This is a genomic window from Acinetobacter wanghuae (genome assembly GCF_009557235.1).
Classification (GTDB): Bacteria; Pseudomonadota; Gammaproteobacteria; order Pseudomonadales; family Moraxellaceae; genus Acinetobacter; species Acinetobacter wanghuae.
Genome location: NZ_CP045650.1, coordinates 481,159 through 500,829, shown reverse-complemented (window position 1 = coordinate 500,829; position 19,671 = coordinate 481,159). Strand labels below are relative to the sequence as shown.

Genomic DNA, 19,671 nt, shown 5'->3' with positions numbered 1-19,671 from the left:
TGGTTTGTTCGTTTAATCAGGCAATGACCCTGTTATAAAACATTGCCTGATACCCTCTTCTTATTGGGATGAGGAAATATTTAAATTAGATAGTTAAAACTTTTTCACCGCGTGCGATGCCTGAAACACCTGAACGCACCACTTCTAAAATGGTATTTTCAGCTAAGGCTTCAATAAACGCGTCAATTTTTTCAGTTGTACCGGCAATTTGAATGGTATATGTCGTTGGTGTCACATCGACAATCTGACCACGGAAAATGTCTGCGGTATTTTTAATTTCAGTGCGTGCTGAACCCAAGGCTTTTACTTTAATGAGCATGAGTTCACGCTCAATATGCGCACCTTCAGACAAATCAACCACTTTCACCACTTCAACCAATTTATTGAGTTGCTTGGTGATTTGCTCGATCTTATGGTCATCGCCATAAGTGGTTAAGGTCAAACGCGAAAGCGTTGGGTCTTCAGTTGGAGCAACGTTCAAGGTCTCAATGTTATAACCACGTTGAGAGAACAACCCCACTAAACGTGAAAGCGCGCCAGCTTCGTTTTCAACAAGTACAGAGATGATATGTCTCATGCTGTGCGCTCCCCTTTGCTTAACCACATATCTTGCATGGATTGACCCGCTACCAACATCGGATAAACATGTTCAGCGCGGTCAACCATTACATTAATAAATACGCATTTATCGTTAATTGCCATGGCTTCAGCAAGTTTCGATTCAAGCTCATCAGCATGATCAATTTGAATGCCAACATGCCCATAAGCTTCCATCAATTTCGCAAAGTCAGGCAGTGACTCAACATAAGAGCTCGAATGACGACCTTCGTAGTTCATGTCTTGCCATTGTTTTACCATACCTAATGCACGGTTATTCAAGCACAAGATTTTTACGTTCAAGCCGTATTGCTTACAGGTTGAAAGCTCTTGGATACACATCTGAATCGATGCTTCACCCGTGATACATACCACTTGCTGATCTGGGAACGCGAGTTTCGCAGCCATTGCATATGGCAAGCCCACACCCATGGTACCTAGACCACCTGAGTTGATCCATTGACGCGGACGTTTGTATTTGTAATACATTGCACCAAACATTTGATGCTGACCCACGTCAGAGGTAATGATTGCATCACCATTGGTTACTTTATCTAAAGCTTGAACCACTTGTTGCGGTTTCATACCACCGTCAACAGCCGCTTCAAAACGTCCACCATGCACTTTGCGCCATTCATTAATCTGAGACCACCAAGCTGCAATTGCTTCAGGGTTCGGCTTAGATACATTAAGCTGTTTCAACTGTACCAACATTTCATTCAATACCGGCTCAACTGCGCCTACGATTGGAATGTGCGCCATGATGGTTTTTGAAATCGTCGCTGGGTCGATATCAATATGAATCACTTTCGCATTTGGACAGAATTTTGCAGGATTATTGGTGACACGGTCATCGAAGCGCGCACCCACACACAAAATCACATCTGCATTGTGCATGGTCATATTGGCTTCATACGTGCCGTGCATACCAAGCATACCGATGAACTGTTCATCATCACCTGGGAATGCGCCAAGCCCCATCAAGGTATTGGTCACAGGGAAACCAAGTAAATGTGCAAGCTCAGTCAATTGTGCTGATGCATTGCCTTGAACCACACCACCGCCTGAATAAATTACAGGACGTTTTGCGTGAATAAGTTCTTCAATGGCTTTACGAATTTGACCTGAGTGACCACGATACGGTGGTTGATACGAACGCATCTTCACTTTTTCAGGATATTCGTACGCAAATTTATCGATCGGATTAGTGACATCTTTCGGAATGTCGATCACAACAGGACCCGGACGACCAGAGGATGCGATATAAAACGCTTTCTTAATGATCGCAGGGATTTCGCTTGCGTGACGCACTTGGAAACTGTGTTTTACGATTGGACGAGAAATACCGACCATATCGGTTTCTTGGAACGCGTCCTCACCAATCAAATGACTTGCAACCTGACCTGACAAAATCACCATTGGGATTGAGTCCATGTAAGCTGTTGCAATTGGCGTCACGGTATTGGTCGCGCCCGGACCCGATGTCACAAGGACAACACCGGTCTTACCTGTTACGCGCGAGTAAGCATCCGCCATGTGACCGGCAGCTTGTTCGTGACGAACGAGGTAATGGTTAATTCGATCTTGCTGAAAAAGCGCATCATAAATATGAAGTACTGCGCCGCCTGGGTATCCAAAAACATGTTCAACGCCTTCGTCCGCTAATGCACGAACAAGCATTTCACCACCAGATAGAAGTTCCAACGTGATTCACCCTAATATTATTTCACTGCACAAATGGGAGGCATTTGCCGTGTTTCATTTGTTAACTCTATGCACTGTTATAGCACATAAATTTCATAGTTTTCAAAGCAATAGGAAAAAAATCTGATCTCTCTGCTGTTCGAGCAATACAAGATCTAAAACATGTTGGGATAAACACATTTTGGTCGCTTTGTTCAATCTCTCGGCTAGAGAAATCGCCCATTGCATGAAATGTCACTTATTCGAAGGGTGATCGAGATAAGGCATATAAAACTATTGCAGCATTCTTGTGTGTTCAGCCATTAATGTCAAGTTTAAAAAACAAGCAATTTCAAGAAAAAAAGTATAGATCTGCTGCATTTCCATCCAATCTATGATTTACCCTCTTAAAACCTTCATTTCAAAATAGTAATAAATATTTATTTTTCATATGTTTAACATTTTTATTTTATAAATTTTTAATATGTTTTATATAAAAAAAATGAATGATTTTTTATAAATGAATATAGGGCGATATCAGCATCTCAAAAGTGGAATTTTAAAATTGTGTTCAATGCGGAATGATTTTGAAGATCAATCCGCTCAACGTCACAAAAAAACAGATAAACATTGCACTGGCATGCGTCAAATTTAAATACAATATGGGTTATATGATCATTAAAATAATGAGGATTCAGGGTCATGCCAAAATTATTATCTTCTTGCTTCGGGTTAAGCTGTGCTGTGCTTTTAAGGTCAGTGAGTAGTACAAGTTTCGCCACCGACTATTATAAATGGGTCGATTCCAAAGGCACGACGCATTACACCAAGACACCGCCACCTGCTTCTGCAAAGAAAAAAGCCAAAGTTGAAACCTATGGTTGGAAAAATTCGGCACCAACGCTGCCACGTACAGCAGAACAACCCGCGTATGAATCAAATACACCACAGCAAGTCCCTGTTCAACAAAGCACACCACAGCCCGCTGAATCGGAACAAGCGGCACCTGCTGAAACTACGACGCCTGCCGTTTAAGCTTTCTCTCTAAAAAAATACCGCATCATTTCATCAAGAAAAGACGGCGCAAAATTCACTTTTAGGTGCATTTTGCGCTATGCTGTGCCTTAAATTTTTAACCGTTCTCTTGTATTACGTATATGACTACTCACATTGACTCAGAATACCAAGCCAGTGCGATTGAGCCTCAAGTCCAACAGGACTGGGAATCGCAGAAAGCCTTTAAAGTTGCCGACACTGTAGAAGGTCCACGTCGTTATATCCTCTCGATGTTCCCTTACCCAAGTGGCAAACTGCATATGGGTCATGTACGTAACTACACGATTGGTGACGTGATCAGCCGTTTCCACCGTTTAAAAGGTGAAACAGTGCTACAACCGATGGGTTGGGATGCTTTTGGTTTACCTGCTGAAAATGCTGCGATTGCACACCAAGTTGCACCTGCAAAATGGACGTTTGAAAACATTGATTACATGCGTAATCAGTTGAAAAAACTCGGTCTATCTGTGGATTGGGATCGTGAATTTGCAACCTGTACACCAGAATATTACCGCTGGGAACAATGGTTATTTGTTCAGCTTTATAAAAAAGGCTTGATCTACCGTAAACTTTCAACTGTGAACTGGGACCCTGTCGACCAAACTGTGCTTGCAAACGAACAAGTTGAAAATGGTCGTGGCTGGCGTTCAGGTGCATTGGTTGAGAAACGTGATATTCCAATGTACTACTTCCGCATCACCGACTATGCGCAAGAATTACTTGATGACCTAGAAACGTTAAAAGACGGTTGGCCACAACAAGTCTTGACCATGCAACGTAACTGGATCGGTCGCTCACAAGGGATGGAAATTACCTTCCCTTCAGTAAATCCAGACATCTATGCAGATGGTTTAACTGTATTTACCACACGTGCCGATACCTTGATGGGTGTAACTTATGTTGCTGTAGCAGCAGAACATCCAATGGCATTAAAAGCTGCTGAGAATAACCCTGAACTTCAAGCATTTATCGAAGAATGCCGTATGGGTTCAGTGGCAGAAGCGGATCTTGCCACTGCTGAGAAAAAAGGCATGGCAACAGGTCTTTCTGTGAAGCATCCTGTGACTGGTGAAGACGTTCCTGTTTGGATCGCAAACTACGTATTGATGTCTTACGGTTCAGGCGCGGTGATGGCGGTTCCATCGCACGATGAACGTGACTTCGAATTTGCTAACAAATACGGCCTCACCATCAAGCAAGTGATTGATGCCAAAGGCGCTGATGATGCTGACTTCTCGGCTACAGAGTGGCAAGAATGGTACGGCTCGAAAGAAGGTAAACTGGTTAATTCAGGCGAATTTGATGGTTTAGAGTTCCAAGGTGCATTTGATGCATTCTTGGCGAAACTTGAACCGAAATCGCTTGCCAATGTAAAAGTTCAATTCCGTTTACGTGACTGGGGTGTATCTCGTCAGCGTTATTGGGGTTGTCCAATTCCAATGATCAACTGTCCAACATGTGGTCAAGTGCCTGTACCTGAAGATCAGCTTCCAGTTGTGCTTCCAACCGATGTGGTTCCAGATGGTTCAGGTAATCCACTGAATAAAATGCCTGAATTCTATGAAACTAAATGTCCATGCTGTGGTGGCGACGCACGTCGTGAAACAGATACACTTGATACATTTGTAGAATCATCTTGGTACTATGCGCGTTATGCATCTCCTGACTTTACGGGCGGTATGGTAAAACCTGAAGCAGGTCAAACTTGGCTTCCTGTGAACCAATACATCGGTGGTGTTGAACACGCGATTCTGCATTTACTTTATGCACGTTTCTTCCACAAATTAATGCGTGATGAAGGTGTGGTACAAGGCAACGAACCATTCACTAACCTGTTAACTCAAGGTATGGTGCTTGCAGATACTTACTACCGTGAAGCGGAATCAGGTAAGAAAACATGGTTTAACCCTGCGGACATCGAACTTGAACGTGATGAGAAAGGTCGTATTCTTTCTGCCAAATATAAAGGTGATGGTCAAGAAGTCACTGTTGGCGGTCAAGAAAAAATGTCGAAATCGAAAAATAACGGGATCGACCCACAAGCGATTATTGACCAATACGGCGCAGATACAGCACGTGTGTTTATGATGTTTGCAGCCCCTCCTGATCAATCTCTTGAATGGTCGGATGCTGGTGTTGAAGGTGCAAACCGCTTCTTGAAACGTGTATGGCGTTTAACCACGAGCTTCCTTGAAAAAGGCAATGCTGCAACTGAGTTTGATAAAGCAAAATTATCAACTGCTGCGCAAGACCTACGTCGTAAAACACATGAAACCATCCAAAAAGTGGGTGATGACATCGAACGTCGTCATGCATTTAACACTGCCATTGCAGCGATGATGGAATTGCTGAATGCAAACAACAAGTTTGAAGCAAAAGATGACAATGACGTGGCTGTTGCTCGTGAATCAATCACTACCCTGTTAACTTTACTTGCACCATTTGCACCGCACTTAAGCCAAACGTTATTGGCACAGTTTGGTATCGAGTTAACATCAGCTCAATTCCCTGTGCTCGATGCATCTGCGTTAACCCGTAATACCCAAACCATCGTGGTACAAGTCAACGGTAAACTTCGTGGCAAACTTGAAGTATCTGTTGATGCATCGAAAGATGACATCTTGGCGCAAGCCAAAGCATTACCTGAAGTTCAACAATTCTTAACGGGTCCAACCAAGAAAGAAATTGTGGTGCCGAATAAACTCGTGAATTTGGTGGTTTAAATTCCTTGTGTTCCCTCTCCTCTCAGGAGAGGGTTAGGGAGAGGTAAATAACAACCCCTCATCCTAACCTTCCCCCTGAGCCATATATGGCGCAAGAGAAGGAACTTCAAGGAATAATCCCTCCAAACCTCCCTTTAAAAAAGGGAGGCTTTACCCTCTTTATTAAAGAGTGGAACTTAAGGATTTCACAATTCCCAAACAAAGCCCGTTGCCAGTCAACGGGCTTTGACTTTACAATCCCCTATAGAATTTTTTAATCATTCCCGTTTGGGAAAAGAGGATAAACATGCGTTTAGGCAACCGTTTAGCAGTCATTGTTTTAACTTGTGGTCTAAGTGCAGGTTTAGTCGGCTGTGGCTTTCATTTAAAAGGCATGAACCCAAGTGTTGCACCCATTGCATATCAAAAATTGAATTTGATTATGCCTGCCAATACTGAAGAACTTGAAGAAAAATTGGTCATGTATTTAGGTGCTGCAGGCGTTCAGCTCAGTAACCAACCCGATGCCTACACGCTTCGCATTTTGGATTACACCCCACGCCGCTTAGAACTCAATGGTAAATTGGTTGAAACATTACTGCGTTTAAATGTGACGTTCCGTATTGAAGATGCGCAAGGTAATCCACTTACTGAACCGCGTACATTATTGGCAACACGTAGTTATCAATATGATATCGAAACCGTGAATACCGATGACCAAGAACAAAAATACTTAAACCAAGTGATTATTGATGACATTGCACAGCAAATTGCACGTCAAATTTCATCAAATCGTTTACCGCTTATCCAAAATACTTCTGCTGCCAAATAAAGACCTCATTATGAAAATTGACTATCTGCAAGCCCTTAAACGTGTCGATGACGCTCGCGGTGCATGGGTTTTGCATGGTCAAGAGCCTTTACTTGAACAGAACTTGATGGATGCCTTCCGTGCGAGTTGGCAAAAGCAAGAGATTGAACGTCAACGTTATGACATTAGCTCGGTGAGTGACTGGAAAACTGTATTTAATGCTTTAAACAGTTTGTCATTGTTTTCAACCCAACTTGCGGTTGAAGTACATGGCAATATCAAACCCGATGCAGCAGGTCTTAAGCTCCTCAAAAGTTTCTTACAGCATAATGAGCAGAACTTGCTTTTGATCGTCATGCCAAAACAAGACAGCAGCAGTTTAAAAACCAGTTTCTTCCAAACCATTGATGCCAATGGCGTCAATGTCGCACTTACTGCCAATTACCCTCGTGATCGTCAACAAATTTTAGCCATTGAAGCAGATAAACTTGGGATTAAACTTGCTAATGATGCGTGGGCTTGGCTTGAACAACATCACGAACATAATTTGCTGGCAGCAAAAAATAGCTTGATGCGTGTATCAGATACGTTTGCTGAAGTCGATGTCATCGAGATTGAGCATTTATATGCATGTCTACAAGATCAATCACGCTATAGCACTTATGACTTAAGTGATGCCTTATTGGCGGGTAATCTTGCCCAGTCGATTAAAATATTTCAATATTTAATGGCTTCAGGTGAACCCTTAAGTTTAATTTTGTGGAGTATTAGTAAAGAGATGCGTTTGCTCATGCAACTGTTTGAACAACCGCAAAATGCTTTACAACTCGGTATTTGGAAAACTAAAGTCAGTCAGTATCAACAAGCCTTACGTCGTTTAAGTCCGCAAACGTTTTTAGCATGGCCTTCGCTCTTAATTAGAATCGACGCATCCATCAAAGGCTTAGGTCACGAGAATGCTGAACACCTTGTACAACAGGCAATTGCGAGTATGTGTGGCAAATCTCTGTTCCATTAAATCCCTTTAAAATTAGATAAATAAAATAATAATCATTCTTATTTGTTAAAAAAATTCACGATTTATCCTCAATTCGATTCTATAATCACAATCAAATCTCCGACTTAAATTTGTTCATCATGCCAAAAATAAAACCGACTAAACTGATTATGGCTGTCGTGATTGCCATTGCTGTCGCAGCGACCGCATGGTACTTCCTCAAACCAAAAGAAAAACCAATGCAATTCATTACGGCTGAAGTCACCACAGGCGATATTGAAAACTCCGTGTTGGCAACAGGTGTACTTGAAGCGACCAAAATGGTGAGCGTAGGTGCTCAGGTCTCGGGTCAGGTCAAAAAAATGTATGTGCAGTTGGGCGATCAAGTTAAACAAGGTCAACTGATTGCGCGTATTGATTCTGTGCGTCAAGAAAATGAATTGAAAACCGCTGAAGCCAGCATTAAAAATCAACAAGCGCAATTGACGGTAAAACAAGCGAATTTGGCGAAAGTAGAAGCAGAATATAACCGCCAAAAAGCCATGTATGCTCAAGATGCAACCTCAAAATCTGAGCTAGAAGCGGCAATGGCAAGCTTTAAAACAGCACAAGCTGAAATCACGGCCATCAATGCACAGATTGAACAATCGCGTTTAACGCTTGCAACAGCCAAAGAAGACTTAGGCTATACCCAAATTGTTGCACCGATGGACGGTACGATTGTCGCGATTGTGACTGAAGAAGGTCAAACCGTGAACGCGAACCAAAGTGCACCAACCATTGTAAAGCTGGCTAAATTAGACAACATGACCATTAAAGCTGAAATTTCTGAAGCCGATGTCATGAAAGTGGAAGAAGGTCAATCGGTTTACTTCACGACCCTTGGCAACAGTGAAAAGAAAATTTATGCGAAACTTCGCCAAGTTGAGCCTGCTCCAAACTCTATTAATACCGACACCAATACGGCGTCATCTTCAAGTTCAGCCGTGTATTACAACGCTTTGTTTGATGTGCCGAATGAAGACGGCAAACTGCGTATTGATATGACCGCGCAAGTGTATATTGTGCTTGATGAAGCGAAAAATGTACTGACCATTCCTGCTTCTGCGATTGAAAGCTCAAACCGTCCACAACGTAGCCGTGGTGAAGGTTCGGGTGCAGCAAGCGAAGCTAGCGCACGTGGTCAACATGCTGAACGTGGTACAGGCGATCGTCCTCAGCGTTTGGAATTATCTGATGCAGAACGTAGTTTGATTGCGCAAGGTAAAGCAACGCGCGCAATGGTTCGTGTGGTACAAGCGGATGGTACAGCTAAACCAACCCCTATTCTTGTTGGTTTAAACAACCGTGTGACTGCTCAAATTATCAAAGGTTTGAAAAAAGGCGATCAAGTTGTAATTGCAGATGGCTCTGATTCTTCTAATAACGCAGCAAAACGTAGCAGCGGTGGTAGCCGTGGCCCAGGTGCTGGTCCAATGAGAATGTAATCATGACCCAATCTAATCAACCTCTACTCGAGGTCAAAAATCTGATTCGTGAGTTTCCTGCCGGTGACAGCACGATTCAGATTTTAAAAGGTGTAAACCTCGAAATTTATCCGGGTGAATTGGTCGCGATTGTCGGTCAGTCTGGCTCGGGTAAATCGACGTTAATGAACATTTTGGGCTGTTTGGACAAACCCACCACAGGTAGCTACAAGGTAAAAGGGCGTGAAACACGCGAACTTGAAGCAGATGAATTGGCAAAATTGCGCCGTGAATATTTCGGTTTTATTTTCCAGCGCTATCATCTACTCGGTGATTTAACCGCAGCGGGCAACGTTGAAGTTCCTGCTATTTATGCGGGTGCCGATGCGGTAGAGCGTAATAAGCGCTCGACTGAACTGTTGACCAACCTTGGTTTGGGTGAAAAAACTGAAAACCGTCCAAGTCAGCTTTCAGGTGGTCAGCAACAGCGTGTTTCAATTGCACGTGCTCTCATGAATGGTGGTGATGTTATTCTTGCCGATGAGCCAACAGGCGCACTCGATAAGAACAGTGGTATTGAAGTCATGCGCATTTTGCGTGAGCTGAATGCCAAAGGTCATACCATTATTTTGGTCACGCATGATCATAACGTTGCCAAAAATGCTACGCGTATTATTGAGATTTCTGACGGCAATATTATTTCCGATCAGCCGAATGTCCCTGAAGTCGAAGATGGTTTTGTCAAACAGGAGCTTGTACCTGCACCACAAAAGAAAATTCCGGCATGGCGTGCTGCATTTGACCGCTTAGGTGAAGCGTTCCGTATGGCGCTCTTGGCCATGAATGCACATCGTATGCGAACCTTCTTGACTATGCTCGGGATTATTATCGGGATTGCATCGGTCGTGTCCGTCGTTGCGCTGGGTAATGGCTCGCAAAAGCAAATTTTAGAAAATATTAGTAGCTTGGGCACCAATACCATTACCGTGTTCCAAGGTCGCGGTTTTGGTGATAATTCTAGATCATCCCAAGCCAAAACGCTGATTCCTGCCGATGCAGATGCCTTAGCTGAACAACCCTATGTGGATGGCGTGAGTCCATCAGTAACCAGTAGTGTCACCGCTCGCTTTAAAGAAGTCGAAGCCTCTGCAACTGTGAATGGTGTGAGTGCTGATTTCTTCTATGTGAAAGGTTTGAACTTTAAATCAGGTCAAGCATTTGATAAGCACAGCGTGACTCAACAAGCCCAAGACGTCGTAATTGATACCAACACCCAAAATACATTCTTTAAAGATGGCACTAATCCCGTAGGTCAAGTGCTGTTATTGGGCAGTGTACCAAGCCGAATCATTGGTATTGTGGAAGCACAAGCTGGAATGGGCAGTTCTGATACTTTAAACGTGTATCTGCCCTACTCGACCGTCATGAGCCGTATGCTGGGTCAGTCTAATGTACGTAATATTATTGTGCGTATTAAAGATGAATACCCAAGTGCTGCTGCGGAAAATGCCATCTTGAATTTGTTGGTTCAACGCCATGGCGCACAAGATGTATTTACCCAAAATGCCGATAGTATTCGTGAAACCATTCAACAAACCACGAAAACGATGACCTTGCTGATTTCAGCCATTGCGGTCATTTCATTGGTGGTTGGTGGTATTGGCGTCATGAATATCATGTTGGTGTCTGTCACTGAACGTACTCAAGAAATTGGCGTACGAATGGCAGTTGGTGCACGTCAAAGTGATATCTTGCAGCAGTTCCTGATTGAAGCCGTTTTAGTCTGTATTCTTGGTGGTATTTTGGGTGTCTTGCTCTCGCTCGGTATTGGTCAGCTGATTACTCATTTTGCTGGTGGTACGTTCCAAATGGCGTATTCAACCACTTCAATTATTGCTGCCTTTGTCTGCTCAAGTCTCATTGGTATTGTGTTTGGTTTCATTCCTGCACGTAATGCCGCACGTTTAAATCCAGTCGATGCTCTGTCTCGTGAATAAGGAATATGTCATGCAAATGAATTTAACCAAACTTGCCAGTGCCCTTGTTCTCGCTAGTTCTTTGGTCGGCTGTGCTGCTGTGGTCAAAACGCCTTATGAACAACCCAGCATTCAGATTCCAAGTCACTTCCAAAACAGTTCAGGTTTGAATCAGCAGATTCATGAACGCGTTTTAGCTGATCAATGGTGGACTTTATTTCAAGATCCTCAGTTAAATGCATTGGTCGATCAAGTGCTCGCACGCAATACTGATTTAGCAGTTGCTGGCATTAACTTGCAACAAGCGCGTATTCAAGCCAAACAAAGTGCAAGCCAACAGGGCATTCGAGTCAGTAATGCGAGTGTCTCAACAGGTCGCGCATTTGAATTGGATGGTGGTGGCAGCTCTTCACGTGGCATTAACTTAAACTATCCCGGTTTAAGTTATGAACTCGATTTGTTTGGCAAACTTGCCAATCAAACGGAAGCGTCGCGTTGGGAAGCCTTGGCGACCGAGCAAGACTTACAAGCGACTGCGCAAAGCCTAATTGGTACAACAGCGCAGTTATATTGGCAGTTAGGCTACCTGAATGAGCGTTATAGCGTGGTTCAGCAAAACTTAGCGACTGCGCAAAAAACCTATGATTTAGTCCAAGTGCAATATCGCGCAGGTGCCGTATCAGGTTTAGATTTAACCCAAGCCGAACAAGCCATTCAAAGCCAAAAATCGAACCTGAGTCAGATTGATCAGCAACGTGTGGAAACTCGCACGGCTTTAGCAGTTCTGTTAAATGAGCCAGTTCAACAGCTAAACTTTAGTGAGCCTTCGCGCTTAGCCAATATTCAGCTACCGACGATTCAAGCCGGCTTACCCGCAAGTTTATTGGCACGTCGTCCAGATCTACAAGCAGCGGAACTACGTTTGCGTAAAGCCTTAGCCAATAAAGATGCTAATAAAGCCAGTTATTACCCTTCGATTAGTTTGACTGGCGCATTGTCGACGGGTGTAGGAACAAGCTCATCACTCTCGAGCGCATTGAAAAATCCTGTAGCAACCTTAGGCGCAGGTTTAACTTTGCCGTTCTTGCAATGGAACGACATGAAGCGTGATTTGCAGGTCAATGAACTCGATTATGAAAAATCGATTTTGCAATATCGTCAAACGATGTATGAAGCCTTTGCTGATGTTGAAAATGCACTTTCAGCTCGTAACGAAATCAACAAACAAGTCCAACTGCAACAACGTAATGTTGAGTTGGCAGAGAAAACGGCGCGTTTAACGGAAGTTCGTTATCGTAATGGCGCGGTTGCATTAAAGAACTTGTTAGATACGCAAGAAACCCTGCGTAATGCACGTTTAACTTTAATTCAAACCAAACAAAGCCAATACAATGCCTATGTCACACTCATGCAAGCCTTAGGTGGTAGTCCAATTCAACAATTGCCTTAATCTTTAAAATGAAAAAAACCGAAGCTCAGGCTTCGGTTTTTTATGCCTAATTGTTAACTATTCATTCATCTCTAAATATGCATTTACATTTTTTAATAAGGTCTGAGAGCCTTCATGTCCCAGTAAACTGCCTTTTTCGAGCCATTCACGTGCGATATTGACATCACGTTCAACCCCAATGCCTTTGGTATATAAACGCCCTAAATGGCTGTACGCATCTGGGTTCACTTTAGCAGCAGCCTGAACATAATAACGAATCGCTTGCTGAATATCAGGCTCAACCCCGAAACCATTCTCATAAGCTTCACCCAATGTATTCAACGCGGAACCATTCATTTGTACTGCACTTTGCTGTACATATTTCAGACCCAACGCTAAATCTTGCTCAACACCCTCACCCATTAAATACATATGACCGATTTTAGCCTGCGCTTGTGTATGTCCAAGTTGTGCCGCCTCATGTAAATAGCGTTTTGCCAATGCTTCATTTTCTTCAAAAATTAACAATACACCGCTCAATGCTTGATAAAAATACCACGCTGCATCTTTTGAGCCTTTTGACACGGCTTGATTCAGATAATGAACAGCTTTAGCACGCGTTGGCAATGGATATTCAGGCAGACTATAAAAACGCCCCACGCTATAAATCAAATCTGCTTCAGAGGATGCGTTAAACTGCCAATGCTCTTTAACCGAGGATTGAATCAAGCGTGTTGCTTGATAGGTATCTTTAGCAATCCCAATACCGCTCATGTAACACAATGCCAAGCCCATCTGGGCATGAAGATGCTGCGGATGAATCTGAAGCGCTTGTTGATATAACTCAAACGCTTTTTCAGCTCCACCCTCAACAATGTACTCCTCAAAATACAAGGCAGCAATCATACACATTGCATCAGGATGTTTTAGTTTTGCGGCTTCATCCCAATAGCGATAAGCCATAGTTTCATTTTTCTTAACATACCAGCCATGAAAATAAGCCAAACCTAATAACGTTTTTGCAGAGGAATCCTTATGTTCTTGAGATTGTTGCTGTAAATGTTGCAATACACGTTGCCGTTGATCAATATCAATTCGACCATTTAACACACCCGCATAATAAGCATACAGACTTTGCTGATCGCCCAACGCCACGCTACGCTTCATAAATTGCAAGGCTTGAACGGGATCGTATTCAAGGATCTGTCCATGCGAATAATAATGTGCAATCTGTTGATTGGCAGCCAAATGATCTTGCTGTGCGGCTAAGAATAAATAATGAATACCCAAGCTCAAATCTTGCTGATCTGAGTCTTTTAAATAATATTGCGATAATTGAAATTGTGAATTGGCATGCCCTTGATCCGCATTTTTTTGCAATAACTCATGTTTCTGCTCGGCAATGCTATGTTCGTCTTGAGCCGCAAGCTCACTGATTTTAAGTTGGGCTTCAACATTGCCACGTGCAACCGCATGTCGATACCAATATAAGGCTTTTTCTACATCTTGATGCGCATAGTCATCTGTTTCATAAATACGCCCCAAATGATAAGCCGCTTCATCACTACCGAGCCGAAAGGCATTGTCCAATAAACCAATCGCACTTTCAGTACTTTGCGGTCGACCCCAACCATTCAAATGCATCAGCCCCATATGCATATACGCTTGCGGGATATCTTGTTGCTGTGCCAATTGATTTAAAATATCGAAACCGCGTTCATAATTCGGCTGAATCGGATCTGAAATTAAACGCAAAGCATGTTTCAGCTGCGCATCAATTTGTTCAATCCATAAGTCATGATGAACTGCTTTGGCTTGGTCACGTTTGACCGGATCTGGACGCTTCCACATCCAAACACTTAAGGCTGCGATCCCCAAAATCAGCACCAATAAAAACCACATAGCGGCTCCAATACATTGTTTTTGTTATATGAATGAATACATTCATTTTAGACTGCATATAAAAAAAAGCACATAGATCGTGCTTTTAATTTTGTAAATCAGGCTTTTGCCCGTTTAGCATCTAATTTCTTCAGGACTTCAGACACAGCCACCATGGCAAAACTTGACGTCACGACCACAGCTGAACCATAGCCACCACAACGTAAGCCCGCGCTTGGACAAACATCCGCACTTGAAAACGGATTATCAATCGAATACACGCAGGTAATACCGAATTTTTCTTTTAGTTTTTTACAAATGCCTTTGCTACGTAGCTGTGCACGAAGCTTTGCAAGCATTGGGTCTTGTTCAGTTTTTGATAAATCTGCGACACGTATTTTCAGTGGATCAAGTTTACCCCCTGCGCCACCCGAGACAATCAATGGAATTTTGTTAAAACGGCAATGCAGCATGAGTGCAAACTTGGCTTTGACATCATCAATACAGTCTAAAATAATGTCAGGACTGCCGGCGAGCACGTCTTTAACATTCTCAGGTGTTAGATAATCATCAATCAAATTGATTTTAATGCGCGGATTAATCGCACGGCAACGTTCTGCCATGACTTCAATTTTTTCATGTCCTAAAGTGGTACTCATGGCAGGCAACTGACGATTAATATTAGATGCAGCGACCACATCCATATCGACCAAAGTAAGCTCGCCTACACCTGTACGCGCCAATGCTTCCACTGCCCATGACCCTACGCCACCAATCCCAATGACCATGACATGACTTTTTTCATAATGACTAAAGCTGTCTTCGCCATAAATTTTGGCAACACCCGCAAAGCGGCGGTCATATTCATCGTCTTGGAGCAAATCAGTCATAAGTCTTGAGGCAGAGTTAAATCAGCGGCTATTTTAGCAAATTCGATGTTTTTTTTCTGACAAAATACAAGTCAAGATTATGAAATAAAAAAAGAGGCTTTCGCCCCTTTTTGAATTCTTATAACTTAGTCTTTATTCATGATAAAGAAATAGTCACGGTAGTATTTCAATTCTGCAATTGAATCACGGATGTCATCCATCGCCAAATGCGATGCATTTTTCTTTAAGCCATCCATAATTTCAGGGCGCCAGCGTTTTGCTAATTCTTTAATAGAAGAGACATCCAAATTACGGTAATGGAAGAATTGTTCAAGTTCAGGCATTAAACGGTGCATGAAGCGACGATCTTGGCAAATCGAGTTACCGCACATCGGTGAAGTCTTCGGATTGACCCATTTTTTCAAAAATTCTAATGTTTGTTGCTCTGCGTCTTGTGCTGTTAATTTACTACGGCGTACACGTTCAATCAGACCTGACTGACCATGTTGGCGTGTATTCCACTCATCCATCGCATTTAACAGAATTGGAGACTGGTGCACCGCAAGCACAGGACCTTCTGCCAGAATGTTTAAATTGTCGTCGGTTACAATCGTCGCAATTTCAATAATTTGGTCGTTATCAGTATCTAGACCTGTCATTTCAAGGTCAATCCAAATCAATCGGCTATCAGGGGTGCTGCTCATAATTGTGCAATCTTAATCAGCTTAAAAACAACATAGTAGCAAATTTCTTATGACTTGGCTGTAATTACCCCCCTGCTTCATGCTATTTTTGCCATCTCGCTCCCATGGTTTTTTAGGATTTGAATGGCTTTAATACGTAAACGTCGTTTAACTGAACAACAACAACGTCGTATTCAGAAACAGCAAAAAACACGTCAAGAAGATCTTGATACCTCTGACGATTTAGAAGGTTTGGTGGTCCAGCATTATGGGCGTCAACTTGAAGTCCAGACGCTGTCTACTCCTGCAATTCATCCCGAAAAACCTGTTGTGGCAGAAGGCGAACCTGAACCCGCTTGGAAAGAGATTGAACTGGGCAGTGTATGGCGCTGTCATACTCGTACCAATCTCGATTTATTGGTTACAGGCGATCGTGTTAAATGGCAGGCCGATCCAAATACAGGTTTGGGCATTATTACCGCGATTCATCCGCGCCAATCTTTATTGACCCGTCCTGACCGTTATCACAAGGTTAAACCGGTTGCAGCCAATATTTCACTGATTGTGATTGTGTTTGCACCATTGCCTGAACCAGCTCCAGGTCTGATCGATCGTTACTTAGTGGCATGTGCGGATGCTAAAATTCCTGCACTTTTAGTGATGAATAAATCGGACTTACTCAAAGAAGATGATCACATTCTCAAGCTTCTGAAAGAATATGAAGATTTGGGCTATGAAGTGATGCAGACGCAATCGGCAGGTGATTTAAGCGAATTATCTGCACGCCTTCAACATGAAACTGTGGCATTTGTCGGTCAATCAGGTGTCGGTAAAAGTACCCTGATTAATGCGATCGTGCCGGACGCTGCACAGAAAACCAATATTATTTCTGAAAATTCTGCGCTTGGTCAGCATACCACCACGTCAACCCGCTTAATTGGTTTTGGTGAAGGTGCAGCACTGATTGACTCTCCGGGAATTCGTGAATTTGGTTTGTGGCATTTGAATTTAGATAAAGTTCAAACCGGCTTCCCTGAAATTGAAAATTTACTCGGACATTGCCAATTCCGTAACTGTACGCATAAACATGAGAAAAAATGTGCTTTGCGTCTAGCCGCAGAAAACGGTGAAATCTTGCAGCGTCGTTTGGACAGTTATTTGCGTCTAATTGATGAAATTACGGAAGCACAGCAAAAAAATTAGTTTTTATTCTGCTGCTGCCCTTGAAGCGGTGATTTTGATCACCATATTTATGAGCTATACTCTTAGCAATTTTAAAATTGTAATTAGGTGAATTGTGGAACGTTGGTTCGAGTTTATGGGGAATCATCCCTTCTTGTTTGGCGCACTTGCGGTACTCGTGGTTTTATTCTTCATCATTGAAGGTCAACGTGGCGGACGTAAAATCTCTCCACAATCTTTGGGTATTTTAGTAAAAGCTAAAAATGCCATGTTGATTGATTTACGTGATGGGAAAGATTTCCGCGAAGGTCATATCAGCGGTAGCCGTAGCATTCCGTATAGCCAACTTACAAAACATGTTGAAGAGTTAAAAACATCTGATCGCCCGTTGGTGTTCATTTGTAATTTGGGTCAAGTTGCAGGAACTGCCCTACAACAAGTCGGTCATGCAGATAGCTACCGTCTTGACGGTGGTGTAAGCAACTGGAAAGCCCAAGGTTTACCTTTGGTAAAAAGCAAATAATCAGCAAGAGGAGATTGATCATGGCTGAAGTTAAGATTTATTCGACCACTGTTTGTCCATATTGCGTTCGCGCGAAACAACTCCTTGAGCGTAAAGGTGTTGCTTATACTGACATCAACTTATCTCAGGAAGCCCACAGGTTCGTCTTGATTTGATGCAGCGTACGAATCATCGTACTGTTCCACAGATTTTTATTAATGATCAATTTATCGGTGGGTTTGACCAACTTTATGCCTTAGAGCGTGAAGGCAAACTTGACGAATTATTGGCGTAACTTAGATTTAAACATCACCTCATATGAAGGAATAAAGAATGAGTGAAGAACAACAAGCTCAGCCACAATTGGCATTAGAGCGTATTTATACTAAAGATATTTCTTTTGAAGTACCTGGGGCGCAAGTTTTTACCAAGCAATGGCAACCTGAGTTAAACATCAACCTTTCTTCTTCTGCAGAAAAAATTGATGAAACTCATTTTGAGGTGGCTTTAAAAGTTGTTGTTCAAGCAACGAATGAAGGTGATACAGCATTCATCGTTGACGTGACTCAAGCGGGTATTTTCCTGATTGATGGCGTTGAAGAAGAACGTCTGCCTTACATTCTTGGCGCATACTGCCCGAACATTTTGTTCCCATTCCTTCGTGAAGCGGTGAATGACATGGTTACAAAAGGTAGCTTCCCACAATTGCTTCTTACGCCAATCAACTTCGATGCTGAATTTGAAGCGAATATGCAACGTGCACAAGCTGCTGCACCTGAAGGTCAAGCTTAATCGCTTTCCTTTAGATCTAAAAAAGACCGCAATTGCGGTCTTTTTTATGCCCCAAAGCCCCTCTTTTTTAAAGAGGGGTCTGGGGAGATTATAAAGTGTTAATCCCCCTAAATCCCCCTTTATTAAAGGGGGACTTCACAAGGCTTATTCAGCATCCAACATCAATTCAGCACTCATACCGACAGTATTAAAGCCGGCATCTACATATAGAATTTCACCAGTAATGCCTGAAGCCCATGGCGAGCAAAGGAATAATGCAGCATTACCCACATCTTCAATCGTCACATTACGTTTTAATGGCGCAACTTTTTCATTTAGATCAAGCATCTTACGGAATGACTTAATACCTGATGCCGCAAGTGTACGAATTGGACCCGCAGAGATCGCATTGACACGAATGCCTTCTGCACCCAAGCTCGATGCCAAATAACGCACGCCTGCTTCTAATGATGCTTTTGCCATACCCATCACGTTGTAGTTCGGCATTACACGCTCAGAACCTTGATAAGTTAGCGTTAATAAACAGCCTTGGCGTGCAGCCAATAACGGTTTTGCCGCACGTGCCATCGCAATAAAGCTATATGCACTAATGTCATGGGCAATTTTAAAGCCGTCACGGTCGGTAATATCAGTAAAGTCGCCATCAAGTGTATGTGCTGGTGCAAATCCAATCGAATGCACCACGCCATCTAAACCATCCCAATGTTTTGCCAGTTCAACAAATGCTTGGTCAATTTCAGCATCTACAGCGACATCACACGGAAAGACCAATTCAGAACCAAATTGTGCAGCAAAATCATCGACACGTTTTTTTAGTTTCTCATTGGGATAGGTAAAAGCGAGTTCCGCACCTTCGCGATGTAAAGCTTGAGCAATACCAAAAGCAATGGATAATTTACTTGCAATACCTGCGATCAAAAAGCGTTTACCCGCCAAAAGTCCTTGTGCCATGTGAATCTCACTCAAAATAATATAGATGCATGATGCCAAGTCTAGCGCATTTTAGAAATTGCATAATGCATCTTTTTTTTCATGTTCGATCAAT

General features: G+C 42.8%; 16 protein-coding genes and 1 pseudogene. 11 read left to right on the top strand and 6 right to left on the bottom strand.

The window, feature by feature from the left end; translation table 11 throughout:
- Positions 1-85: 85 nt before the first annotated feature.
- Both ilvN and GFH30_RS02265 read right to left on the bottom strand, forming a co-directional pair.
- Positions 86-577 (bottom strand): acetolactate synthase small subunit, encoded by a 492-nt coding sequence (gene ilvN, locus GFH30_RS02270; RefSeq protein WP_153370704.1) that lies wholly within the window; start codon positions 575-577, stop codon positions 86-88.
- A complete protein-coding gene (locus GFH30_RS02265) occupies positions 574-2,301 on the bottom strand; it encodes an acetolactate synthase 3 large subunit (RefSeq protein ID WP_153370703.1) in 1,728 nt (575 codons plus the stop codon). Before GFH30_RS02265 ends, ilvN begins: the two co-directional genes overlap by 4 nt.
- Positions 2,302-2,982: 681 nt before the next feature.
- On the opposite strand from GFH30_RS02265, the gene GFH30_RS02260 reads away from it, so the two are divergent.
- The 7 genes from GFH30_RS02260 to GFH30_RS02230 all read left to right on the top strand — a co-directional run bounded on the left by GFH30_RS02260 (position 2,983) and on the right by GFH30_RS02230 (position 12,738).
- Entirely contained in the window at positions 2,983-3,315 is a 333-nt protein-coding gene (locus GFH30_RS02260; RefSeq protein WP_153370702.1) for a DUF4124 domain-containing protein, read from the top strand.
- A gap of 122 nt (positions 3,316-3,437) precedes the next feature.
- Entirely contained in the window at positions 3,438-6,059 is a 2,622-nt protein-coding gene (gene leuS, locus GFH30_RS02255; protein WP_153370701.1) for a leucine--tRNA ligase, read from the top strand.
- A gap of 286 nt (positions 6,060-6,345) precedes the next feature.
- The gene (locus tag GFH30_RS02250; protein ID WP_153370700.1) at positions 6,346-6,870 is read left to right on the top strand and encodes an LPS-assembly lipoprotein LptE; all 525 of its coding nucleotides are present in this window, start codon (positions 6,346-6,348) and stop codon (positions 6,868-6,870) included.
- Between the two features lie 10 nt (positions 6,871-6,880).
- Positions 6,881-7,867, top strand: a complete 987-nt coding sequence (gene holA / locus GFH30_RS02245) for a DNA polymerase III subunit delta (protein WP_153370699.1) — start codon at positions 6,881-6,883, stop codon at positions 7,865-7,867.
- Positions 7,868-7,986: 119 nt separating this feature from the next.
- A complete protein-coding gene (locus GFH30_RS02240; RefSeq protein WP_153370698.1) occupies positions 7,987-9,333 on the top strand; it encodes a MacA family efflux pump subunit in 1,347 nt (448 codons plus the stop codon).
- Positions 9,334-9,335: 2 nt separating this feature from the next.
- A complete protein-coding gene (locus GFH30_RS02235) occupies positions 9,336-11,309 on the top strand; it encodes a MacB family efflux pump subunit (RefSeq protein ID WP_153370697.1) in 1,974 nt (657 codons plus the stop codon).
- A 10-nt stretch (positions 11,310-11,319) separates the two neighbouring features.
- Positions 11,320-12,738, top strand: coding sequence for an efflux transporter outer membrane subunit (locus tag GFH30_RS02230; protein ID WP_153370696.1), 1,419 nt, complete (start codon positions 11,320-11,322; stop codon positions 12,736-12,738).
- A 57-nt stretch (positions 12,739-12,795) separates the two neighbouring features.
- Here the strand turns inward: GFH30_RS02230 and GFH30_RS02225 are convergent, their stop codons facing one another.
- The 3 genes from GFH30_RS02225 to orn all read right to left on the bottom strand — a co-directional run bounded on the left by GFH30_RS02225 (position 12,796) and on the right by orn (position 16,171).
- Positions 12,796-14,619, bottom strand: coding sequence for a tetratricopeptide repeat protein (locus GFH30_RS02225; RefSeq protein WP_153370695.1), 1,824 nt, complete (start codon positions 14,617-14,619; stop codon positions 12,796-12,798).
- 98 nt (positions 14,620-14,717) lie between these two features.
- On the bottom strand, positions 14,718-15,488 hold the full coding sequence (locus tag GFH30_RS02220) for a tRNA threonylcarbamoyladenosine dehydratase (protein WP_153370694.1): 771 nt from the start codon (positions 15,486-15,488) through the stop codon (positions 14,718-14,720).
- Between the two features lie 125 nt (positions 15,489-15,613).
- Entirely contained in the window at positions 15,614-16,171 is a 558-nt protein-coding gene (orn, locus tag GFH30_RS02215; RefSeq protein ID WP_153370693.1) for an oligoribonuclease, read from the bottom strand.
- A gap of 123 nt (positions 16,172-16,294) precedes the next feature.
- Between orn and rsgA the strand changes: the two genes are divergently transcribed.
- The 4 genes and pseudogenes from rsgA to secB all read left to right on the top strand — a co-directional run bounded on the left by rsgA (position 16,295) and on the right by secB (position 18,626).
- Entirely contained in the window at positions 16,295-17,353 is a 1,059-nt protein-coding gene (rsgA, locus tag GFH30_RS02210; RefSeq protein WP_153370692.1) for a small ribosomal subunit biogenesis GTPase RsgA, read from the top strand.
- A gap of 94 nt (positions 17,354-17,447) precedes the next feature.
- A complete protein-coding gene (locus GFH30_RS02205) occupies positions 17,448-17,855 on the top strand; it encodes a rhodanese-like domain-containing protein (protein ID WP_153370691.1) in 408 nt (135 codons plus the stop codon).
- Between the two features lie 20 nt (positions 17,856-17,875).
- Positions 17,876-18,129 (top strand): annotated as a pseudogene (gene grxC, locus GFH30_RS02200) (glutaredoxin 3).
- A gap of 38 nt (positions 18,130-18,167) precedes the next feature.
- Positions 18,168-18,626 carry a protein-export chaperone SecB gene (gene secB, locus GFH30_RS02195; protein WP_153370690.1) on the top strand — a complete coding sequence of 153 codons (459 nt, stop codon included), beginning with the start codon at positions 18,168-18,170 and terminating at the stop codon, positions 18,624-18,626.
- Positions 18,627-18,770: 144 nt separating this feature from the next.
- Here the strand turns inward: secB and GFH30_RS02190 are convergent, their stop codons facing one another.
- Complete coding sequence (locus GFH30_RS02190; RefSeq protein WP_153370689.1) at positions 18,771-19,577, bottom strand: enoyl-ACP reductase FabI; 807 nt, start codon at positions 19,575-19,577, stop codon at positions 18,771-18,773.
- Between the last annotated feature and the right edge of the window lie 94 nt (positions 19,578-19,671).

Bases quoted from the DNA above. Each gene is read 5' to 3' on its own strand.
- GFH30_RS02230 (WP_153370696.1), top strand. From the start codon at position 11,320: ATGCAAATGAATTTAACCAAACTTGCCAGTGCCCTTGTTCTCGCTAGT.
- GFH30_RS02250 (WP_153370700.1), top strand. From the start codon at position 6,346: ATGCGTTTAGGCAACCGTTTAGCAGTCATTGTTTTAACTTGTGGTCTA.
- holA (WP_153370699.1), top strand. From the start codon at position 6,881: ATGAAAATTGACTATCTGCAAGCCCTTAAACGTGTCGATGACGCTCGC.
- leuS (WP_153370701.1), top strand. From the start codon at position 3,438: ATGACTACTCACATTGACTCAGAATACCAAGCCAGTGCGATTGAGCCT.
- GFH30_RS02225 (WP_153370695.1), bottom strand. From the start codon at position 14,619: ATGTGGTTTTTATTGGTGCTGATTTTGGGGATCGCAGCCTTAAGTGTT.
- GFH30_RS02220 (WP_153370694.1), bottom strand. From the start codon at position 15,488: ATGACTGATTTGCTCCAAGACGATGAATATGACCGCCGCTTTGCGGGT.
- orn (WP_153370693.1), bottom strand. From the start codon at position 16,171: ATGAGCAGCACCCCTGATAGCCGATTGATTTGGATTGACCTTGAAATG.
- GFH30_RS02240 (WP_153370698.1), top strand. From the start codon at position 7,987: ATGCCAAAAATAAAACCGACTAAACTGATTATGGCTGTCGTGATTGCC.
- secB (WP_153370690.1), top strand. From the start codon at position 18,168: ATGAGTGAAGAACAACAAGCTCAGCCACAATTGGCATTAGAGCGTATT.
- ilvN (WP_153370704.1), bottom strand. From the start codon at position 577: ATGAGACATATCATCTCTGTACTTGTTGAAAACGAAGCTGGCGCGCTT.
- GFH30_RS02260 (WP_153370702.1), top strand. From the start codon at position 2,983: ATGCCAAAATTATTATCTTCTTGCTTCGGGTTAAGCTGTGCTGTGCTT.
- GFH30_RS02190 (WP_153370689.1), bottom strand. From the start codon at position 19,577: ATGGCACAAGGACTTTTGGCGGGTAAACGCTTTTTGATCGCAGGTATT.
- rsgA (WP_153370692.1), top strand. From the start codon at position 16,295: ATGGCTTTAATACGTAAACGTCGTTTAACTGAACAACAACAACGTCGT.
- GFH30_RS02235 (WP_153370697.1), top strand. From the start codon at position 9,336: ATGACCCAATCTAATCAACCTCTACTCGAGGTCAAAAATCTGATTCGT.